The sequence below is a fragment of the Pseudarthrobacter sp. 10T415 genome (assembly GCF_056394175.1).
The window spans coordinates 94,940-113,990 of sequence record NZ_JBFTHJ010000011.1 but is presented as its reverse complement, the minus strand read 5'-3'; the positions used below and the strand labels follow the sequence as shown (position 1 = coordinate 113,990).

The 19,051-nt window shown below is 68.2% G+C and carries 17 protein-coding genes; 14 read left to right on the top strand and 3 right to left on the bottom strand.

Features of this window, described 5'->3' with window-relative positions; genetic code table 11:
* Positions 1-41: 41 nt before the first annotated feature.
* The 5 genes from AC1DBN_RS14865 to AC1DBN_RS14845 all read left to right on the top strand — a co-directional run bounded on the left by AC1DBN_RS14865 (position 42) and on the right by AC1DBN_RS14845 (position 4,885).
* Positions 42-677: a hypothetical protein gene (locus AC1DBN_RS14865; RefSeq protein ID WP_477723528.1), complete on the top strand. Its 636-nt coding sequence runs from the start codon at positions 42-44 to the stop codon at positions 675-677.
* Between the two features lie 38 nt (positions 678-715).
* Entirely contained in the window at positions 716-3,028 is a 2,313-nt protein-coding gene (gene ligA, locus AC1DBN_RS14860) for an NAD-dependent DNA ligase LigA (RefSeq protein WP_477723527.1), read from the top strand.
* On the top strand, positions 3,025-3,834 hold the full coding sequence (locus AC1DBN_RS14855; protein ID WP_056083611.1) for an inositol monophosphatase family protein: 810 nt from the start codon (positions 3,025-3,027) through the stop codon (positions 3,832-3,834). Before ligA ends, AC1DBN_RS14855 begins: the two co-directional genes overlap by 4 nt.
* A 117-nt stretch (positions 3,835-3,951) precedes the next feature.
* Positions 3,952-4,455, top strand: coding sequence for a GNAT family N-acetyltransferase (locus tag AC1DBN_RS14850; RefSeq protein WP_091719143.1), 504 nt, complete (start codon positions 3,952-3,954; stop codon positions 4,453-4,455).
* A 49-nt stretch (positions 4,456-4,504) separates the two neighbouring features.
* Positions 4,505-4,885 carry a RidA family protein gene (locus AC1DBN_RS14845; RefSeq protein ID WP_314215148.1) on the top strand — a complete coding sequence of 127 codons (381 nt, stop codon included), beginning with the start codon at positions 4,505-4,507 and terminating at the stop codon, positions 4,883-4,885.
* 24 nt (positions 4,886-4,909) lie between these two features.
* Here AC1DBN_RS14845 and AC1DBN_RS14840 read toward each other — a convergent pair whose 3' ends face one another.
* Complete coding sequence (locus tag AC1DBN_RS14840; RefSeq protein WP_314215150.1) at positions 4,910-5,572, bottom strand: response regulator; 663 nt, start codon at positions 5,570-5,572, stop codon at positions 4,910-4,912.
* Positions 5,565-7,292 (bottom strand): sensor histidine kinase, encoded by a 1,728-nt coding sequence (locus AC1DBN_RS14835; protein WP_314215152.1) that lies wholly within the window; start codon positions 7,290-7,292, stop codon positions 5,565-5,567. The genes AC1DBN_RS14840 and AC1DBN_RS14835 overlap by 8 nt, the downstream gene beginning before the upstream one ends.
* 217 nt (positions 7,293-7,509) lie before the next feature.
* Here AC1DBN_RS14835 and AC1DBN_RS14830 point away from each other — a divergent pair, with 217 nt between their 5' ends.
* The 5 genes from AC1DBN_RS14830 (at position 7,510) to AC1DBN_RS14810 (ending at position 13,312) form a co-directional block, all read left to right on the top strand.
* Positions 7,510-8,988: a CitMHS family transporter gene (locus tag AC1DBN_RS14830; protein ID WP_477723526.1), complete on the top strand. Its 1,479-nt coding sequence runs from the start codon at positions 7,510-7,512 to the stop codon at positions 8,986-8,988.
* 148 nt (positions 8,989-9,136) lie between these two features.
* A complete protein-coding gene (gatC, locus tag AC1DBN_RS14825; protein WP_091719147.1) occupies positions 9,137-9,433 on the top strand; it encodes an Asp-tRNA(Asn)/Glu-tRNA(Gln) amidotransferase subunit GatC in 297 nt (98 codons plus the stop codon).
* Positions 9,434-9,438: 5 nt separating this feature from the next.
* Positions 9,439-11,013, top strand: coding sequence for an Asp-tRNA(Asn)/Glu-tRNA(Gln) amidotransferase subunit GatA (gatA, locus tag AC1DBN_RS14820; RefSeq protein ID WP_477723525.1), 1,575 nt, complete (start codon positions 9,439-9,441; stop codon positions 11,011-11,013).
* The gene (gene gatB / locus AC1DBN_RS14815; protein ID WP_314215157.1) at positions 11,013-12,521 is read left to right on the top strand and encodes an Asp-tRNA(Asn)/Glu-tRNA(Gln) amidotransferase subunit GatB; all 1,509 of its coding nucleotides are present in this window, start codon (positions 11,013-11,015) and stop codon (positions 12,519-12,521) included. The genes gatA and gatB overlap by 1 nt, the downstream gene beginning before the upstream one ends.
* A 197-nt stretch (positions 12,522-12,718) precedes the next feature.
* Positions 12,719-13,312 carry a DUF5666 domain-containing protein gene (locus AC1DBN_RS14810; protein WP_314215158.1) on the top strand — a complete coding sequence of 198 codons (594 nt, stop codon included), beginning with the start codon at positions 12,719-12,721 and terminating at the stop codon, positions 13,310-13,312.
* A gap of 18 nt (positions 13,313-13,330) precedes the next feature.
* Here AC1DBN_RS14810 and AC1DBN_RS14805 read toward each other — a convergent pair whose 3' ends face one another.
* Positions 13,331-14,242: a LysR family transcriptional regulator gene (locus AC1DBN_RS14805; RefSeq protein ID WP_314215159.1), complete on the bottom strand. Its 912-nt coding sequence runs from the start codon at positions 14,240-14,242 to the stop codon at positions 13,331-13,333.
* A 132-nt stretch (positions 14,243-14,374) separates the two neighbouring features.
* On the opposite strand from AC1DBN_RS14805, the gene tdh reads away from it, so the two are divergent.
* From tdh to AC1DBN_RS14785, 4 genes are read left to right on the top strand one after another with little or no spacing between them, the layout of a single operon-like run.
* Positions 14,375-15,421, top strand: a complete 1,047-nt coding sequence (gene tdh / locus AC1DBN_RS14800) for an L-threonine 3-dehydrogenase (RefSeq protein ID WP_314215160.1) — start codon at positions 14,375-14,377, stop codon at positions 15,419-15,421.
* An 8-nt stretch (positions 15,422-15,429) separates the two neighbouring features.
* Positions 15,430-16,626, top strand: a complete 1,197-nt coding sequence (locus tag AC1DBN_RS14795; protein ID WP_314215162.1) for a glycine C-acetyltransferase — start codon at positions 15,430-15,432, stop codon at positions 16,624-16,626.
* A 54-nt stretch (positions 16,627-16,680) separates the two neighbouring features.
* Positions 16,681-17,790, top strand: a complete 1,110-nt coding sequence (locus AC1DBN_RS14790) for an NAD(P)/FAD-dependent oxidoreductase (RefSeq protein ID WP_477723524.1) — start codon at positions 16,681-16,683, stop codon at positions 17,788-17,790.
* Between the two features lie 11 nt (positions 17,791-17,801).
* Complete coding sequence (locus AC1DBN_RS14785) at positions 17,802-19,013, top strand: amidohydrolase family protein (protein WP_091719161.1); 1,212 nt, start codon at positions 17,802-17,804, stop codon at positions 19,011-19,013.
* The last annotated feature ends 38 nt before the right edge of the window (positions 19,014-19,051 follow it).

Here is a 19,051-nt window from a genome sequence, read left to right as displayed (position 1 = left end):
CAGATAGCCGCAGCGGGGGACTGCGGACCCTGAAAGGTACAATGCCCCCCTCTTCTCCAGTGCTCCGCGCTGTCTTGGCCACGGCGTCCGCAGCCGTCCTGGCCGCCTCGATAACCCTCCCCGCCGGAGGCGCCGCCCTGGCCGATTCACCTGAACCCACAGGATCGCCGACCGCCACCACCGCGCCCGGCTGCGGGGACGACTGCAGCCAGGAACCCACCAGCCCGGCCACCGAGCCCGTGCGGCCCACCAGGACGAAACCGGCCGACCGGCCGGGCTCACCGACACCGGCCACTCCTGCGCCCCAGCCGGTCCTGCCGACGTCGGCTGCCCCTACATCCACGGGTCCCGCTGCGCCGCCGCCCACCAGCGGCCCCACCGCGACGGGTGGGCCGGGCACCGCCGGCACGAACCCGGAAACGTTGCCGGACCCGTCCGTTCCAGCCACCAGCCCGGGCGGCGCCGCCCCGATGACCGCTGCGCCGTCGTCGGGCTCCGCCTGGAACACTCCGGTGACCACCTCCGCCAAGGCAACCCAGGCCGCAGCCGTGTCCCGCGCGGAAATGTCCGGCCGCGGCGGCCTCGACCTTCCCGTGGTGGCCGCGGGCGTCCTGCTGGTGGGCGCCGGCGGTGGTGCGTTCACCTGGTGGATCAGGAACCGCCCGCGCACTCACTGACACGGCTGGCTGTCGTAGCAGTAGGGCAAGATAGGTCTGTGAGCACAGGAGAAGGCACCGCAGAACAGACCGCCACCGGGACCGCCGCGCAGAACGGACGGGAAAGCATCCCGTCCGATGCCATCCGGGAGGAATACGAGAACCTGTCGGACCTCATCAGGAAGTACCGGTTCGCGTACTACCAGGACGACGCGCCCCTGGTGTCCGATGCTGAGTTCGACACCCTGTTCCGCCGCCTGGAAGAAATCGAGGCGCTGCATCCGGAACTGGTGGCCAATGATTCGCCCACCCAGGAAGTGGGCGGGGAAGCCTCGGCAGCCTTTGCCGCCGTCGAACACCTGCAGCGGATGTACAGCCTCGAAGACGTCTTCTCCATCGAGGAACTCGAAGCCTGGCTCAACCGGGCCGAAGCCAGCATCGCCAAGCTGGGGGACGGCACCGCCAGGGCCGCCTGGCTGACCGAGCTCAAGATCGACGGACTCGCCGTCAACCTGCTCTACCGCGACGGGAAACTGGTCCGGGCCGCCACCCGCGGTGACGGCACCACGGGTGAGGACATCACCCACAACGTGCTCACCATCAAGGAGATCCCGCAGCAACTGAGCGGTGAAGGCTACCCGTCGGAAGTGGAAGTCCGCGGCGAGGTATTCATCCCCTCCAAGGCGTTCGCCGAATTCAACGAGGCCCTGATCGAAGCCGGCAAGGCGCCGCTGGCCAACCCCCGGAACGCCGCGGCAGGCTCGCTCCGGCAGAAGGACCCGGCCGAAACCGCCAAACGGCCTCTGAAGATGTTCGTCCACGGCATCGGCGCCCGTGAAGGCCTCGAAGCCCGCAGCCAGTCCGAAACCTACGCCCTGCTCAAGGAATGGGGCCTGCCCGTCAGCCCCTACTTCGAGATTTTGGAGGCCCGCGCCGATGTCCTGGGGTTCATCAGCAAGTACGGCGAGCAGCGCCACAAACTCCTCCACGAAATCGACGGCATCGTCATCAAGGTGGACCACTTCGCCACCCAGCGGGCCCTCGGCTACACCACCCGAGTGCCGCGCTGGGCGGTGGCCTACAAATACCCGCCGGAGGAAGTGCACACGAAGCTGCTCGACATCCAGGTCAACGTGGGCCGCACCGGCAGGGTGACCCCCTTCGGCATGATGGAACCGGTCAAGGTGGCCGGCTCCACGGTGGAGATGGCCACCCTGCACAACCAGGACGTGGTCAAGGCCAAGGGCGTGAAGATCGGCGACATCGTGGTCCTCCGCAAGGCCGGCGACGTCATCCCCGAAATCGTGGGACCCGTCCTGGCACTGCGCGACCAGCAGGACCCGCCCGTCCGCGATTTCGTGATGCCCACCGAATGTCCTGCCTGCGGCACGCCGCTGGCACCGGCCAAGGAAGGGGACGTGGACATCCGCTGCCCCAACGGGAAATCCTGTCCGTCCCAGCTCCGCGAGCGGGTGTTCCACCTCGCCGGACGGGGCGGGTTCGACATCGAGGCGCTGGGCTGGGAAGCCGCCATCGCGCTGACGCAGCCCACCGAGCCGGACGTGCCGCCGCTGACATCGGAGGCCGCGCTGTTCGACCTCACCCGGGAAGACCTCGCCGACGTGAAGATCCGGCGGGAGAAGCGGTCCAAGGGGGTTGCCACCGGCGAGTACGAGCTGGTGCCCTACTTCTACAGCAAGGGCACGGCCAAGTCCCCGTCGAAGCCCACCGCCAGCACGGAGAAGCTGTTCAAGGAACTGGAGAAGGCCAAGAGCCAACCGCTGTGGCGGGTGCTGGTGGCGCTGTCCATCCGGCACGTTGGCCCCCGCGCTTCGCGCGCTCTCGCCCAGGCCTTCGGCACCATGGACGGTATCCGGGCTGCCTCCGAGGAAGAACTGGCCCACGTCGACGGGGTGGGACCCACCATCGCTGCCGCGCTGAAGGAATGGTTCGCCGAGGACTGGCATCGCGAGATCGTGGACCGCTGGGCTGCCGCCGGTGTCCGCATGGAGGATGAGCGGGATGAGTCCACGCCGCGCACCCTGGAAGGGCTCACGGTGGTGGTGACCGGCTCGCTGCCCAACTTCAGCCGGGACGAAGCCAAGGAAGCCATCCTGATACGCGGCGGCAAGGCCTCCGGGTCCGTCTCGAAGAACACCAGTTACGTGGTGGCCGGTGAAAGCGCCGGCACCAAGCTGGACAAAGCGGAACAGCTGGGGATCCGCGTGCTGGACGAGGACGGCTTCCGGCTGCTGCTCGACGGCGGCCCCGCCGCGGTGGGGGACACCGCGGAAGCCGACGGCGACGACGCCTCGGAGGAGAGCGCCGCGTTGGAAGAAGAGAACGCAGCAGCAGTGGAGGAGAAGGCATGACCGGGCCGGAGGAGTTCCTGGACGTCGCGAAGGAAGCGGCCCGGGCCGGTGCCCGTGTCCTGTCCGGACGGAACGGCGAAGCACTGGGCGTCAGCAACAAGGGGGCGGCCGGCGACTGGGTCACCGCCTTCGACCTGGCGGCGGAAAATGCCGTGCGGGAGGTCATCACGGCCGCCCGCCCCGGGGACAGCATCACTGGGGAAGAACACGGGACCACCCGCCCCGCGAATCCCACCGGCTACCGCTGGTCCATCGACCCGCTGGATGGCACCACCAACTTCATCCGGAACATCGTCTACTACGCCACCTCCGTGGCAGTGGCCGATGCCGACGGCGCCTGGCTGGCCGGCGTCGTCAACGCCCCCGCCCTGGGCCGCGTCTACTACGCTGCCCGCGGCGCCGGCGCCTGGCTGGAGGAAGGCGGCCGGACCACCCGGCTGGACGGTCCGGTGCCGGGCCGGACGGGCCAGATCCTGGCCACGGGCTTCAGCTACGACCCGGCGGTCCGGTCCCAGCAGGCCGCCCAGTTCGCCGAACTGGCTGACGGCTTCGCCGACGTCCGCCGGCTCGGCTCGGCGGCGCTGGACCTCTGCATGGTGGCCGACGGGACGCACGACGCCTACGGGGAACGGGGCCTGAACGAGCACGACTTCTCGGCCGGTGCCCTCATCGCCGAGGAAGCCGGGTGCTGGGTGCGGCGTCCGCGGCTCACCAGTCCGCTGGACGGCGGCCCTTCAGACCAGGAACGGCTGGACGCCTGGACCTGTGCTGCCGGCCTGGAGCTTTCGGGCAGGTTCCCGCTCTGACCGTGGCACCGGTTCCGGTGGCACGCCCGGACTGGGCGGCATCCGCAGAGTGATAGTTCAATCACGGAAAACGCTGTTTCCGTCCGTCGGCACGCCCGGCAGCACTACCATTGACGGGTGCATCCGCAGATAACCATCCGCAGCGCCGTCGAACCGGATTACGACGCCGTTGCCCGCATCACCCGCGATTCCTACCTCGCCGCCGGCTACTTCGAGGACGCCGCGCACCCCTACATGGTCAAGGTCCAGGACGTCGCGGACCGCGCCGGCCAGGCGACCATCTGGGTCGCCGAACGCGGGGGAGCGGTAGTTGGATCAGTAACCCTGGCGCTGGCGGGCGAGCCATATGCGGACATCGCCCTGCCGGATGAGCTCGAATTCCGGATGCTGGTGGTGGACCCCGCCGTGCAGCGCAGCGGTGCCGGCCGGGCAATGGTGGAGGCCATCATCGAGCACGCCCGGTCCCTTCCCGGGATCAACGCAGTGGCCCTCACCACGGGCCAGACCTGGGAAAGCGCCCACGGCCTCTACCGCACCACGGGCTTCCGCCGGGTCCCCGAACGCGACTGGCTTGTGCCCGGAACCGACATAAAGCTGCTGGTTTACCGGCTGGACCTGTAGCCGCCCTACAGTGGTGCCGACCCGCATTCCACTGTTGAAAGGCCCCGCTATGCGCAAAACCTACGGCACCGGTTCCGTCTGGGAACAGTCCCTCGGCTACTCCCGCGCCGTCCAGGTGGACAACACCCTGTACATCTCGGCCACCGCGGCAAGCGGCGAAAACGGGATCGTGGGCGACGACTTCTACACCCAGACGCAGTTCATCCTGCAGAAACTGGGCGATGTCCTCGCCGATGCCGGGTTCGGCTACGAGGACGTGGTCCAGTCCAAGCTGTACCTGACGGACATCAGTCAGTGGGAAGACGCCGGCCGTGCCCACGGCGAGGTCTTCGGCGAGATCCGCCCCACCCTGTCCCTGGTGCACGTCCTGCCGTTCCTCGACCCGAAGATGCTGGTCGAAATCGAACTGGTGGCCCAGAAAAGCGCCTGAGCTGCCCTGACTGCCGGACCGGTGTCACGCCACCGGCAGGCCGTAGCGGTGCTCCGGCCTGCCGGTGGTCCCGTACCGGAGCTGGATGTCCACGGCGCCATCGTCCGCCAGCGATGACAGGTACCGTTGCGCCGTGGCCCGCGAAACGCCCACCCGCGCCGCGACCTCCGCAGCGGAGTACTGCTGGCCCGGTTCCAGCGAATCCAGCACCGCAGCCTCGGTGGCGGAGCGCGGTTTGGCCGACGGCGTGACGTCGCCCGGGATGAGCGACCTCTTGGCCCGTTCCAGGGACTCCTGGTCCATGGCCCCCGGCTGGGCCAGCAGCCGCCGGTACCTGGCATAGGACCGGAGCTGCTGTGACAACGCATCTGCCGTGAACGGCTTCAGCAGGTAACCCAGGGCGCCGCGGCGGAAGGCCACCCGGACGGATGCGGTGTCTGACGCGGCGCTGAGCATCACGGTGTCCACGTCCAGCTGCTGCAGCAGGTCCAGCCCCGAAGCATCCGGCAGGTAGACGTCCAGCAGCACCAGGTCCGGCCGGAGGCTGTGGATGGCCTGCAAGGCCAGTGACGCAGTCCCCACAGGGGCCAGCGCCAGGAATCCGGCCACCGAGTCCACGTAGGCGGCGTGCAGTTTGGCGACGTGGAAGTCGTCGTCCACGATCAGCACCCGGAAGTCGTCAGCCATTCTGGTCCTTTCCTTCATCGGAAGTCTGTGCGGCAGTGCCCGCGGTGGTGTGCGGCAGGGTGGCCATGAACACCGCGCCGGGCCCGCCGCTGCTGCCGCGGTCCAGGACCGTGACGTCTCCGCCCCGGCGGCGCGCCAGTTGCCGGGCGAGGGCCAGTCCGAAGCCCTGCCCGCCGCCGTTACGGTTGTTTCTGTTCAGCGCGCCCGTGGCGGTGGTGAACCCTTCGGCGAACACCGCCTCCGTGTCCGTTCCCTCGGCCAGCCCGTCACCCGAGTCCGCGACCACGACGTGCAGCGTCCCGCCGTCGTCGCCTGGCTCGTCCAGCACCTCAAGCTCAACCCATTTCTCCGCTGCAGCACCGGCCACGGCCGCGTTAACCGCGTTGTCGATCAGGTTGCCCAGCACCGTGGTGACGTCCTGCGCCTCGGTCACCTGGCCCCGGACCAGGGTTTCCGGACCGATCCGCAGGGACACGCCCCGTTCGTCAGCCTCCACGCCCTTGGCACCCACGAAGGCCTGGAGGTAGGGGTCCTGGAGCAGCTCGGCCTGCTCCACGGGGAACTTCAGCGGCCCGGTGGCGGCCAGGGTGGCGAGGTAGTCGCGTGCCTGCCGGTGCTGGCCGATGCTCATGAACCCTGCCAGCGTGTGGAGCTGGTTGGCGAATTCGTGGCGCTGGGCGCGGAGCGCGGTGGACATGGTGCCCACGGCGTCCAGCTGCCGGGTGAGTTCCTGGAGTTCGGTGCGGTCCCTAAGCATCACCACCCATCCCAGGTCCTCGCGCCCGTGCAGGGCCTTGCGGGCATTGGCCACCAGCACCCGCCCGCCGGCCACCAGCTCCACGGCATCGGCGGCCGGCCGGTCCGGGCTGGTCAGGGAGGTCAACTGGTCCGGCACCGGGGCATCCTCCCAGCGTGTGCCGGCCAGGTCCGGCAGCCCGAGCATGCGCTGCGCCGCGGCGTTGAACACGCTCACCCGGCCGTCTGCGGAGACGCCAATGACACCGTCGTCCACGCCCTGGAGCACGGCCACCTGGTCGTGGACCAGCGTGCTGATCTCCTCCGGTTCCAGCCCCAGCGTGAGCCGCTGCAGCCGGCGGCGCAGCAGGAACGAGCCCAGGATGCCAGCCAGCAGGGCGCCGGCGGCGGTCAGCGCCACGGGGCCGATGTCCCGGGCGACGCTCTGGCCCACCGTTTCCATCGAGTAGCCGACGCTGATCTCGCCCACCACTGTGGAGTTGTCCGCGGCATAGACGGGGACCTTCGCTCCCGCCGATGCCCCCAGCGTTCCGGTGTTCCGGGTGGTCACTTCCTGTCCCGACAGCGCCTCGGACGGATCGGTGCTGACCTTTTCGCCGAGCCGCTGGGGGTCCGGGTGGGCCAGGCGGATGCCCTCTTCGTCGGTGATCACCACGAACAGTGCCCCGGTGCGGGTGCGCGCCGCTTCGGCGGAAACCTGCAGGGGACCGGACGCCAGCTCAGACGCCGGGGGAGTGCCCTCTTCACCGCTGATGGCCAGCACATCGGCGCGCACCTCGGGATCCGAGGCCACCGTGCGTGCCAGCGTCAGGGCCTGGTTTTCCGCTTCGCTGCCCACCCGGTCATAAGTGAGCCAGGTATGGACCGCGGCGCTGAGCAGAACCACCAAAAGCACTACGCCCAGCTGCAACAGGAGGGTCTGGGTGGAGAACCGCAGCGGGGTGCGCGGCACGGAGCGCTGCATGATCCTCCTTGACTGGCACGGGCCTGGCGGCCTTCAACTACGGCGTCTCCTACGCGGGATCTTCAGTATGGATACCGCGTGAGCACAATGAGCAAAATGCTCCCAATAAGCAGTATGCCAATCAATTGAGCCAAAGGCACGGCCGTGACGTCCGCCACCCTACAGTCTGTAGCACGCATCACAACGCTGTGGTGCCGTTCACAAGAAGGAGCCGGCTGTGCTGGTAATACTTGGATTCGCCATGATCGCGGTGTTCATGGTGCTGATCATGACGAAGAAGTTGACGCCAGTGCTGGCGCTGATCATCGTCCCCACCGTTTTTGGCCTTTTCGCAGGTGCCGGCCTCGGCATCGGGGACATGGTCCTGGACTCGATGAAGTCCATGACGTCCACCGCGGCCCTGCTGATGTTCGCCATCATCTACTTCGGCCTGATGATCGACGTCGGGCTGTTCGACCCGCTGGTGAAGTTCATCCTCCGCAAGTTGGGCAACGACCCCGCCAAGGTTGTACTGGGCACCGCCCTGCTGGCCGCCGCTGTCTCCCTGGACGGTGACGGCTCCACCACCTTCATCCTCACCACCGCGGCCATGCTGCCGATCTACCTGCGCCTGAAGATGAGCCCCGTGGTCCTCACCTGCGTCGCCGGCCTCGCCAACGGCACCATGAACATCGTCCCGTGGGGCGGTCCCACGGCCCGCGCCGCCACCGCACTGAAGATCGACGTCAACGATGTCTTCGTGCCCATGATCCCGTCGCTGATCGGCGGCATCGTTGTGGTCCTCGTCTTCGCCTGGATCCTCGGCCTGCAGGAACGCAACCGCCTCCGCAGCACCCAGCCTGAAATCTGGGGCGTACCCGATACCGCAGCAGAGTTCGACGGCGGTGCTCCCGACGGCCCGGCCGCCGGTTCCGGCGCAGGCCGTGGAAGCAAGGGCAACACCCCCGGCGGGGCAGCCCCCGCAGGCGGTTCAGTCGACGGCGGTTCCGTGGCAGTGCTCGAACGCACCGAGACGCTCGTGGACGACCACGACGCCGCCATGGCAGACACTGCACTGGATCCCAACCGCAGCACGCTGCGCCCCAAGCTGTTCTGGTTCAACCTGGGCCTGACCGTGGCCGTCATGGCCATGCTCATCGCCGACCTCGTGCCGCTGCCCTACGTCTTCATGGTGGGCTCCGCCATTGCGCTGCTGGTCAACTTCCCCAAGGTCAAGGACCAGGGCGCCCAGCTCGTGGCACACTCCTCCTCGATCGTGGCCGTGGTCAGCATGGTCATGGCAGCGTCCGTCCTCACCGGCGTGCTCACCGGCACCGGCATGGTGGAAGCCATGTCCGCCTGGCTGGTGCAGATCATCCCGTCCAGCATGGGCCCGCTCATGGCAGTCATCACCGGCCTGCTCAGCATCCCCATGACGTTCTTCATGAGCAACGACGCCTTCTACTTCGGCGTCCTGCCGGTCCTGAGCGAGACCGCCGCGCACTACGGCATCGGCGCCGCCGAAATGGCCCGGGCCTCCATCACCGGTCAGCCGTTCCACATGCAGAGCCCGCTGGTGCCGGCCATCCTGCTGCTGGTGTCCCTGGCCAAGGTGGACCTCGGCGACCACCACAAGAAGGTCCTGTGGCGCGCCGCCGTGGTGTCCCTGGTCATGCTGGGAATCGGCATGCTGACCGGAGCCATCGGGATCGGTTAGTCTGTTGCTGCCTGCGGCTGGCCCTCCGGGGCCGGCCAACGGCAGCGAAAGGTGCCCGTCTGACGCCCGCTGGGGGCCGTCAGACGGGCATCTGCGTTTCCCCACTAGAATGGATCGGAAACCAATCCGAACTTTGCAGGGGAGATCCATGGCTGCGATCAACCGTGACGATGTTGCGCACCTCGCGCGGCTCGCTCACATCGAGATGAGTGCCGAAGAGCTGGACAGGATGGCCGGCGAGCTCGCCGTCATCGTTGATTCGGTCAAGTCCGTCAGTGAAGCCGCCGGAGACGACGTCCCGGCCACCTCGCACCCCATTCCGCTGACCAACGTCTTCCGTGAGGACGTCGTGGGGCACACCTTCAGCGCCGAGCAGGCGCTGTCCGGAGCTCCGGACTCGGACGACAACCGTTTCAAGGTCCCGGCAATCCTGGATGAGGCATAAAGACCATGACTGAACAGAACACCGCTGCCGAGGGCCTGATCCGCCTGTCCGCAGCCGATCTTGCCGAGAAGCTCCGCGCCGGCGAGGTCACCGCCGTCGAAGTCACCCAGGCGTACCTGGACCGGATCGCCACAGTGGACGGCGGGGAACGCGGCGTCAACGCCTTCCTGCACGTCAACGCCGAGGAGGCGCTCGCCGTCGCCGCCGAGGTGGACGCCATCCGTGCCGCCGGCGGAGCGGAAGCCGAAGCACTGCACTACCTGGCCGGCGTTCCCATCGCCGTCAAGGACCTGATCGTCACCATCGGGCAGCCCACCACGGCCGGCTCGAAAATCCTCGAAGGCTGGCACAGCCCGTACGACGCCACCGTCGTGAAGCGGCTGCGGGCCGCGAAGATGCCCATCCTGGGCAAGACCAACCTGGACGAGTTCGCCATGGGGTCCTCCACCGAGCACTCGGCCTTTGGACCCACCCGTAACCCCTGGGACCTGGACCGGATCCCCGGCGGCTCCGGCGGCGGTTCCGCTGCCGCCGTCGCCGCGTTCGAAGCTCCGCTGGCCCTAGGCACCGACACCGGCGGGTCCATCCGCCAGCCCGGCGCCGTCACCGGCACCGTGGGCGTCAAGCCCACCTACGGCAGCGTCTCCCGCTACGGCGCCATCGCCATGGCCTCCTCACTGGACCAGATCGGGCCCGTCACCCGGACCGTGCTGGACTCCGCACTCCTGCACCAGGTCATCGGCGGCCACGATCCCCGCGACTCCACCTCGCTGCCCGAGCCGCTGGCCGACCTCGTCGCCGCCGCAAAGACCGGCAACGTCGAAGGCCTGCGGATCGGCATCATCAAGGAGCTGCACGGCGAGGGCTACCAGGCCGGCGTCGAATCCCGCTTCAACGAATCCCTGGAGCTGCTCAAGGAAGCCGGCGCGGAAATCGTCGAGGTCTCCTGCCCCAACTTCCAGTACGCGCTCGGTGCCTACTACCTGATCATGCCGTCCGAGGCCTCCTCGAACCTGGCCAAGTTCGACGGCGTCCGTTTCGGTTTGCGGGTCCTGCCCACCGATCCGCCGCTCACCATTGAACGGGTGATGGCCGCTACCCGCGCCGCCGGCTTCGGCGACGAGGTCAAACGCCGCATCATCCTGGGCACCTACGCCCTGAGCGCCGGCTACTACGACGCTTACTACGGCTCGGCGCAGAAGGTCCGTACGCTGGTCCAGCGCGACTTCGACGCCGCGTTTGAGCAGGCGGATGTCCTGATTTCCCCCACGGCGCCCACCACGGCGTTCAAGCTCGGGGAAAAGCTGGACGATCCGCTGGCCATGTACCTCAACGACGTCGCCACCATCCCCGCCAACCTGGCCGGTGTCCCCGGGCTGTCCCTCCCGGGCGGCCTCGCGGACGAGGACGGGCTCCCCGTCGGTATCCAGCTGCTGGCCCCCGCCCGCGAGGACGCAAGGCTCTACCGCGTAGGTGCCGTGCTGGAATCGCTGCTGGAAGCCAAGTGGGGCGGACCGCTGCTCGCGCAGGCCCCCGAACTCGCCACGTCCGGCACCCTCGAAACCCAGGAGGCTAAATAATGAGCACCGACACCATCCTGAGCTTCGAAGAAGCCATGGAGAAGTACGATCCCGTCCTGGGGTTTGAGGTCCACGTGGAGCTCAACACCAAAACCAAGATGTTCTCCTCTGCCCCCAACGTGTTCGGCGACGAGCCGAACACCAATGTCAACGAGGTGGACCTCGGTCTTCCGGGCGTGCTGCCGGTGGTCAACCGGACGGCCATCGAGTCCTCCATCAAGATCGGCCTGGCGCTGAACTGCAAGATCGCCGAGTCCTGTACGTTCGCCCGGAAGCAGTACTTCTACCCGGACACCCCCAAGAACTTCCAAACATCCCAGTACGAGGACCCCATTGCGTACGACGGCTACCTGGACATCGAGCTGGCCGACGGCACTGTATTCCGTGTGGAGATTGAGCGCGCGCACATGGAAGAGGACGCCGGAAAGCTGACCCACATGGGCGGCGCGGCCGGCCGGATCCAGGGCGCCGACTTCTCCCTGGTGGACTACAACCGCTCCGGCGTGCCGTTGGTGGAAATCGTCACCAAGCCCATCGAAGGGGCAGGGTCCCGCGCACCGGAACTGGCCAAGGCCTATGTGGCAGCGGTCCGTGAGATCGTCAAGAACCTCGGGGTCTCCGATGCCCGGATGGAACGCGGCAACGTCCGCTGCGACGCCAACGTCTCGCTCCGCCCGCACGGCCGCGAACGGTTCGGCATCCGGTCCGAGACCAAAAACGTGAACTCGCTGCGCGCCGTCGAACACGCCGTCCGCTACGAGATCCAGCGCCACGCCGCCGTTCTGGACGCCGGCAACCCGGTGGTCCAGGAAACCCGGCACTGGCACGAGGACACCCGCACCACCACGTCAGGCCGGCCCAAGTCAGACGCCGACGACTACCGCTACTTTCCGGAACCGGACCTGGTCCCCGTGGTGGCGTCCCGTGAATGGGTCGAAGAGCTCCGTGCCACCCTCCCCGAGCCGCCGGCGGAGCGCCGCAAGCGCCTGCAGGCCGACTGGGGCTACTCTGACCTCGAATTCCGCGACGTGGTGAACGCCGGGGTCCTGGACGAGATCGAGGAAACCATCGCAGCCGGTGCCAGCGCCTCCGTGGCCCGCAAGTGGTGGATGGGCGAGATCGTGGGCCGTGCCAAGGCAGCCGACGTCGACCCCGGCCAGCTGGGCGTCCAGCCCGCCACCATCGTGGAACTCGCGCAGATGGTGGAAGCCGGCAAGATCAACAACAAGATGGCAGCCCAGGTACTGGACGGCGTCCTCGCCGGGGAAGGCACCCCGGCGGAGATCGTGGAGAAGCGCGGCCTCGCCGTCGTGTCCGACGACGGACCCCTGCTGGAAGCCATCGACGCAGCCCTCGCCGCGCAGCCCGACGTCGCGGACAAGATCCGCGGCGGCAAGGTCCAGGCCATCGGCGCGATCGTTGGCGGCGTCATGAAGGCCACCCGTGGCCAGGCCGACGCGGGCCGCGTCCGCGAGCTCATCCTGGAGAGACTGGGCGTCACCGCTTAGTAGCGTCACCCCCCCCAACTGGGTCGCAGTTATTGTCGTTTTGAGCCCTCAAAACGACATCTACTGCGACCCAGTTGGGCTTTAAGGACCCACTCGGGGGCGGTTGGAAAATACCCGTATCCACTGTCGCCGCACGGTCCTACACTGGATCCGTCGGGGCCTGCCGGGCGGCAGGCCGGGTGAAGGAAGTGGCGGACATGGGACCGAAGACCTTGAAAACACGGAAGGCACTCCTGGCGGGGGCCGTTGCCCTTTCGCTGACCGGAGCCGGCGCAGCCCTGGCATGGTCAGCGGATTCCCCCACGCCCGCCCCCACCCAGTCCGCGGCGCCTTCCATGCCCGCTTCTCCTTCCGCGCCCGGCGACGACGGCAAGCAGGCAAGGCCCGACAAAGCAGGGCGATCACAGTTCCAGCACGGCGAGAGCGTCGTGAAAAAGGCGGACGGAACCTTCCAGACCGTCCTCGAACAGCGCGGAACGGTGGAGGCCGTCAGCAGCACGTCGATCACCATTAAGAGTGAGGACGGCTTCACCCAGGCCTACACGGTCACCGCGGACACGAAGGTCACCAGGAACGGCACCATCGCGGACATCGCCACCGGCGACGTGGTCCGGGTCTCAGGTATCAGGGACGGCGGCACCGCAACCGCCCAGCGCATCGCCGAGGGCGGCGGAGACCGCCCTGGTCCGGGCCTGGGACGCGGCCATGGAAACGGGCACGGCGGAAACGGGAACGGACACGGCAAGGGGCATGGGCAGGGCCAGGGAAACCCCTCGGGCTCCGGCGCCTGATCCGCGCCCCTGCACCTGTCAGCCCTGCTTCACCAGCCCCGCCATGATGTCCTGCAGCGCCTCGCAGACCGTCATCACCGATCGCCGCTTCAGGTTTTCCGGGCGCGCCAGCAGATCGATCCGCCGCCGGGTGCTGATTCCCTTCAGCGGCCGCAGCACGATGTCCGGGTGCAGGACGGGGCCGGCGGTGTACCGGGGGAGCAGCCCGATCACGCCGCCGGCAGCCACCAATGCGGCGACGGTGGAGTAGTCGTTGATGCGGTGCACAATGGTCGGTTCCCGGCTGGACACGGCCGCGACGGCGGACAAGACATCGGCGGGGGAGTACCCGGCGTGGCTGGTCACCCAGGCCTCGCCTCCGACGTCGTCCGCTGTGACCGCCGCCTTGTCAGCGAGCGGATGCGCCGCGGGCAGGGCCACGTCCAGGGGTTCGTGCAGCAACGGCACCACCGTCACCCGCTCCGTGGGCCATCCCGGGCTGTGGTCCATCCGGTGGGCCAGCACCAGGTCATACCGGGCGGTGAGCGCGGGAAAGTCCTGCTGCGCCACGTCCTCGTCGGACAGTTCGAGCTGGGGCTGGCCCGGGCCCTCCAGGATCCGGGCCAGGGTGGCGAACACGGCCTGGCCGGCGCTGTGGAAGCCGCTGACGGTGACGCGTCCGCCGCTCGAGCCGTGGTAGCTGCCGATGGCTGCCCGGGCGTCCGCCATGGCACTGACGACGGCGGCCCCGGCGTCCGCGAGCACCTGGCCAGCGTCCGTCAGCACCAGGTTCCGCCCCTCCTTGCGCGTGAGCGGAACCTCCACGGAACGCTGCAGGAGTGCCAATTGCTGGGAGACAGCCGAAGGGGTGACCATGAGGGTGTCGGCCACCGCCTTGACGCTGCCGAGGGCTCCGAGTTCGCGCAGGATTTCAAGCTGGTGGATCTCCATCAGACCAGTCTACGCATTAGCGGTTACTACATCGTCGATTGAGAAAATTCCCATTGTGCTAAAGCGTTGCCGGGTCTCTAATGGGGGAAGGCAGGTTCCTGCCGAGCACGTGACGAAGAAGCGAGGAAGCCGATGAAGGCTCTGTACAAGGCGGGTCCGCAGGCCGGCTTCGAACTGGTTGACCGCCCGGAACCCGAAGCAGGCCCGGCCGATGTGAAGATCCGGGTGATGACCACGGGGATCTGCGGGACCGATCTCCACATCCAGTCCTGGGACGCCTGGGCGCAGGGCATGATCGAAGCCCCGCTCATTGCCGGGCACGAGTTCTACGGTGAAGTGGTGGAGGTGGGCGCCGACGTCCGCGATGTCAGGGTGGGGGACAGGGTCTCCGGCGAGGGGCACATCGTCTGCGGCATCTGCCGGAACTGCCGGGCCGGCCGCCGGCAGATGTGCATCCACACGGTAAGCGTCGGCGTGCAGCGTGACGGTGCGTTCGCTGAGTATGTCGTCATTCCCGAAACCAACGTCTGGGTCCACCACGATCCTTCGGTCACCCCCGAACTTGGCGCCATCTTCGACCCCTTCGGCAACGCCGTGCATACGGCGCTGAGCTTCCCGCTGGTGGGCGAGGACGTCCTCATCACCGGTGCCGGGCCCATCGGGCTGATGGCCATCGCCGTCGCCCGCCACGCCGGAGCCCGCAAGATTGCCATCACCGACGTCTCCAGGCCCCGCCTGGAACTGGCCGCCAAGCTGGGGGCTGACCTCACCATCGACGTCTCCGCCACCCGCGTCCGGGATGCCCAGCGCGAACTGGGAATGCGCGAGGGATTCGACATCGGCATGGAAATGTCCGGCCACCCCTCGGCCCTGCCCGAAATGATCGACAACATGAACCACGGCGGCCGGATCGCCATGCTGGGCCTGCCCAGCCAGGACATCACCATCGACTGGGGCAAGGTGGTCACCCACATGCTCACGCTCAAGGGCATCTACGGCCGCGAGATGTACGAAACCTGGTACGCCATGAGCGCCATGCTGTCCTCCAACCCCGCCCTGCACGCCGGTATCTCCGCCGTGGTCACGGACACCCTCCCTGCCACAGACTGGGAGAAGGGCTTCGAGATCGCCCGCAGCGGCAGCGGCGGCAAAGTTGTCCTCGACTGGACCCGACTCTAAGGAACCCCATGTACACCTCCATCAAGGACCAGCTCCGCGACGAACTGGAAGACATCCGCACTGCAGGGCTCTTCAAGAACGAGCGGAGCATCAGCTCGCCCCAGTCCAGCCACATCACCGCCGGCAGGATCGGTGCGCCCGGCGCGGACGTCCTGAACTTCTGTGCCAACAATTACCTCGGCCTGGCGGACCACCCGGACATCATCGGCGCCGCCAAGCACGCCATGGATGAACGCGGCTTCGGCATGGCCAGCGTGCGCTTCATCTGCGGCACCCAGGACCTGCACCTGGAGCTCGAATCCCGCGTCTCGCGGTTCCTGGGCACCGAGGACACCATCCTGTTCTCCAGCTGCTTCGACGCCAACGGCGGGGTGTTCGAATCGCTCTTCGGCCCCGAGGACGCCATCATCTCCGACGCCCTTAACCACGCGTCCATCATCGACGGCATCCGCCTCTGCAAGGCCCGCCGTTACCGGTACGCCAACCAGAACATGGCCGAACTCGAGGCGCGGCTGCAGGAGGCCTCCGACGCCCGCCGCCGCATCATCGTCACCGATGGTGTGTTCTCCATGGACGGCTTCCTCGCCCCGCTCGAAGCCATCTGCGACCTCGCCGAAAAGTACGACGCCCTGGTGATGGTGGACGATTCCCATGCCGTGGGCTTCATGGGATCGACCGGGGCCGGTACGCCTGAGCACGCCGGCGTTTCCCACCGGGTGGACATCTACACCGGTACGTTCGGCAAGGCACTGGGCGGGGCCTCCGGCGGCTACGTATCCGGCCGCTCCGAAATCGTGGCGATGCTTCGGCAGAAGGCCCGCCCCTACCTCTTCTCCAACTCCCTGGCGCCGGCCATCGTGGCCGCCACCATCAAGGCGCTGGACCTGGTGGAGAACTCGGCGGACCTCCGGAGCAGGCTCTTCGAGAACGCAGCGCTCTTCCGCCGCCGGATGACCGAGGAAGGCTTCGACCTCCTGCCGGGCGAGCACGCCATTGTCCCGGTCATGTTCGGCGATGCCGTCCTGGCCGCCAAGGTGGCCGACCGGATGCTGCAGCACGGCGTCTTCGTCACCGCCTTCAGCTTCCCCGTGGTGCCGCGCGGCGCCGCGCGGATCAGGGTTCAGCTCTCGGCCGCACATTCAGCGGACGACGTCGAAACGTGCGTCGGTGCGTTCGTCGCCAGCCGCGCGGAAACAGCCGCCTAAGGGCCTCTGAATCTTCCGGGTACCGGACGGGGATATCTCTGCAAGGATGATGGCATGGCAGCTCATTACGATGTCCTGATTGTCGGCGGCGGCATTGCGGGCCTATCCCTCGCTTCGGCGCTGGCAGGGAACTGTACCGTGGCCCTGGTGGAGGCGGAGCAGGAACTGGCGTACCACACGTCCTCCCGCTCCGCCCGCCAGCTCATCCCCAGCTACGGTCCGCCGGTGGTTCAGGAGCTGACCGCCCGGACCCTGGAGCTGATGGCCGCCCGCGATGCCGAACTCCCCGAGCCCGTCCTGACCCCGCGCAGCTTCATGCTCATCGGCACTGAGGAAGAGGTGAACGCGGAGGCCAGCGGCTCCATGCGGCCCATCACCCACGCCGAAGCGCTGCAGCTGTGCCCGGCGCTGGTCCCCGGATCCTCTGCCGCCGCCGGGCTGGATAACGGATCCTTCGGCAGCAACGCGCCCCTGCTGCTGGAGGACCACCGCCGGCGGGCCGTGGAGGCCGGCGCGGACATCATCACCGGAGCCAGGGTGCATTCCGCCCAGCACCTCGGTTCGGGCTGGCAGGTGGGTGCCGGCGCCGAGGGGTTCGAAGCCGGGGTCCTGGTGAACGCGGCGGGAGCCTGGGCCGACGAACTCGCCGTTATCAGCGGCGTGGAGAAGCTGGGTCTCCAGCCGTACCGGCGCACCGCCGCGATTGCCGCCGTCGAACGCCCCCTCCCGGAGGGCAGCCCCATGGTGGCGGCAGCGGACAATTCCTTCTACTTCCGGCGCGAAGGCGACGGCGTGCTGATCTCCCCGTCGGAACACGTGCCCAGCGGGCCTGAGGATGCCCGGCCCCGGCCAGGGGACGTGGAGCGGCTGGTGGGCCGGCTGAATGCGGTGACCACGCTGGGTATCTCCGGCATCCGCAAGGCCTGGACGGGGCTGCGTACCGAGGCGGCCGACGGTGTTCCCGTAGCAGGATTCGACGCCGAGGCGCCCGGCTTCTACTGGCTGGCAGGGCAGGGCGGTTACGGCTTCCAGACGTCGGCCGCCATTGCTGAACTGGCCGCGAAGCAGATCCTGGGCAGCACAACGGGCAACCCGGCAGGCCCGGGTCCGGAATCCCGGACAGCGCAGGCGCTCGCAGCCACACGCTGGTCCATCCGGCGCTGAAGAATATAGGCATGAGCATCCTGATCACCAACATCGCCGAGCTGATGACCCAGGACCTGGAGCACCGGGTCCTGAAGGATGCCGCGGTGGTGGTCGAGGGCGAACGCATCTCCTGGATTGGGCCGGCGGCCAGTGCACCCGCTGCTGACGACGCCGTCGATGCGGGGCGGCGCGCCCTGCTGCCCGGCTGGGTGGACTCCCACACGCACCTGTTGTTCGCGGGGGACCGGACGGCGGAGTTCGAGGCACGGATGGCCGGGGAATCGTATTCGGCCGGCGGGATCGCGGTGACCGTCGGCGCCACCCGGGCCACCTCCGATTTCGATCTCACGCGGCTTGCCCTGGGCAGGGTGGCCGAGGCCGTCTCGCAGGGCACCACCTACCTGGAGACCAAGACCGGCTACGGCCTTGACGTGGAGCAGGAGGCGCGCAGCGCCCGGATTGCCTCCACCGCCGCGGACCAGGCCACGTACCTGGGTGCCCACCTGGTTCCCGCCGGCCAGGACGCTGACGCGTATACAGACCTGGTGTGCGGGCCGATGCTCTCGGCGGTCCGGCCGTATGTGCAGTGGGCGGACGTGTTCTGCGAGAAAGGCGCCTTCACCGAGGACCAGTCCCGCCGCGTCCTGCAGGCCTGCAGGGATGCCGGGCTGGGGCTGCGGGTGCACGGCAACCAGCTGGGCGAGGGCCCGGGCGTTCGGCTGGCCGTTGAAATGGGTGCCGCCAGCGTGGACCACGTCAACTACCTCGCGGGCGCCGACATCGACGCCCTGGCCGGAACCTGGACCGGCTGGGACCCGGCCACCGGGTCTGGGACGCGCGGGACTGTGGCCACCTGCCTGCCGGCGTGCGACCTGTCCACCCGTCAACCGCTGGCCCCGGCCCGTGCCCTGATGGATGCCGGCATCCAGGTGGCCCTCGCCTCCAACTGCAATCCGGGCACCTCCTACACCAGTTCCATGGCCTACTGCGTGGCCACGGCCGTGCTGCAGATGCGGCTCAGCGTGCACGAGGCTGTGCGCGCCGCCACCTATGGCGGCGCGCTGGCGCTGCACAAGGATCGCGGCACCGATGCCGACGGCCAACGCGCCGTCGGTTCCATCGCCGTCGGACACCGTGCCGACCTGCACCTGCTGAACGCCCCCTCCGCGACCCATCTCGCTTACCGCCCGGGCATGCCGTTGACGTACGCTGTGTGGCGGGCCGGTGTCCGGCAACGTTAAACAGCGGAAGCATCCACCGCATTTTGACGTTAGATGAT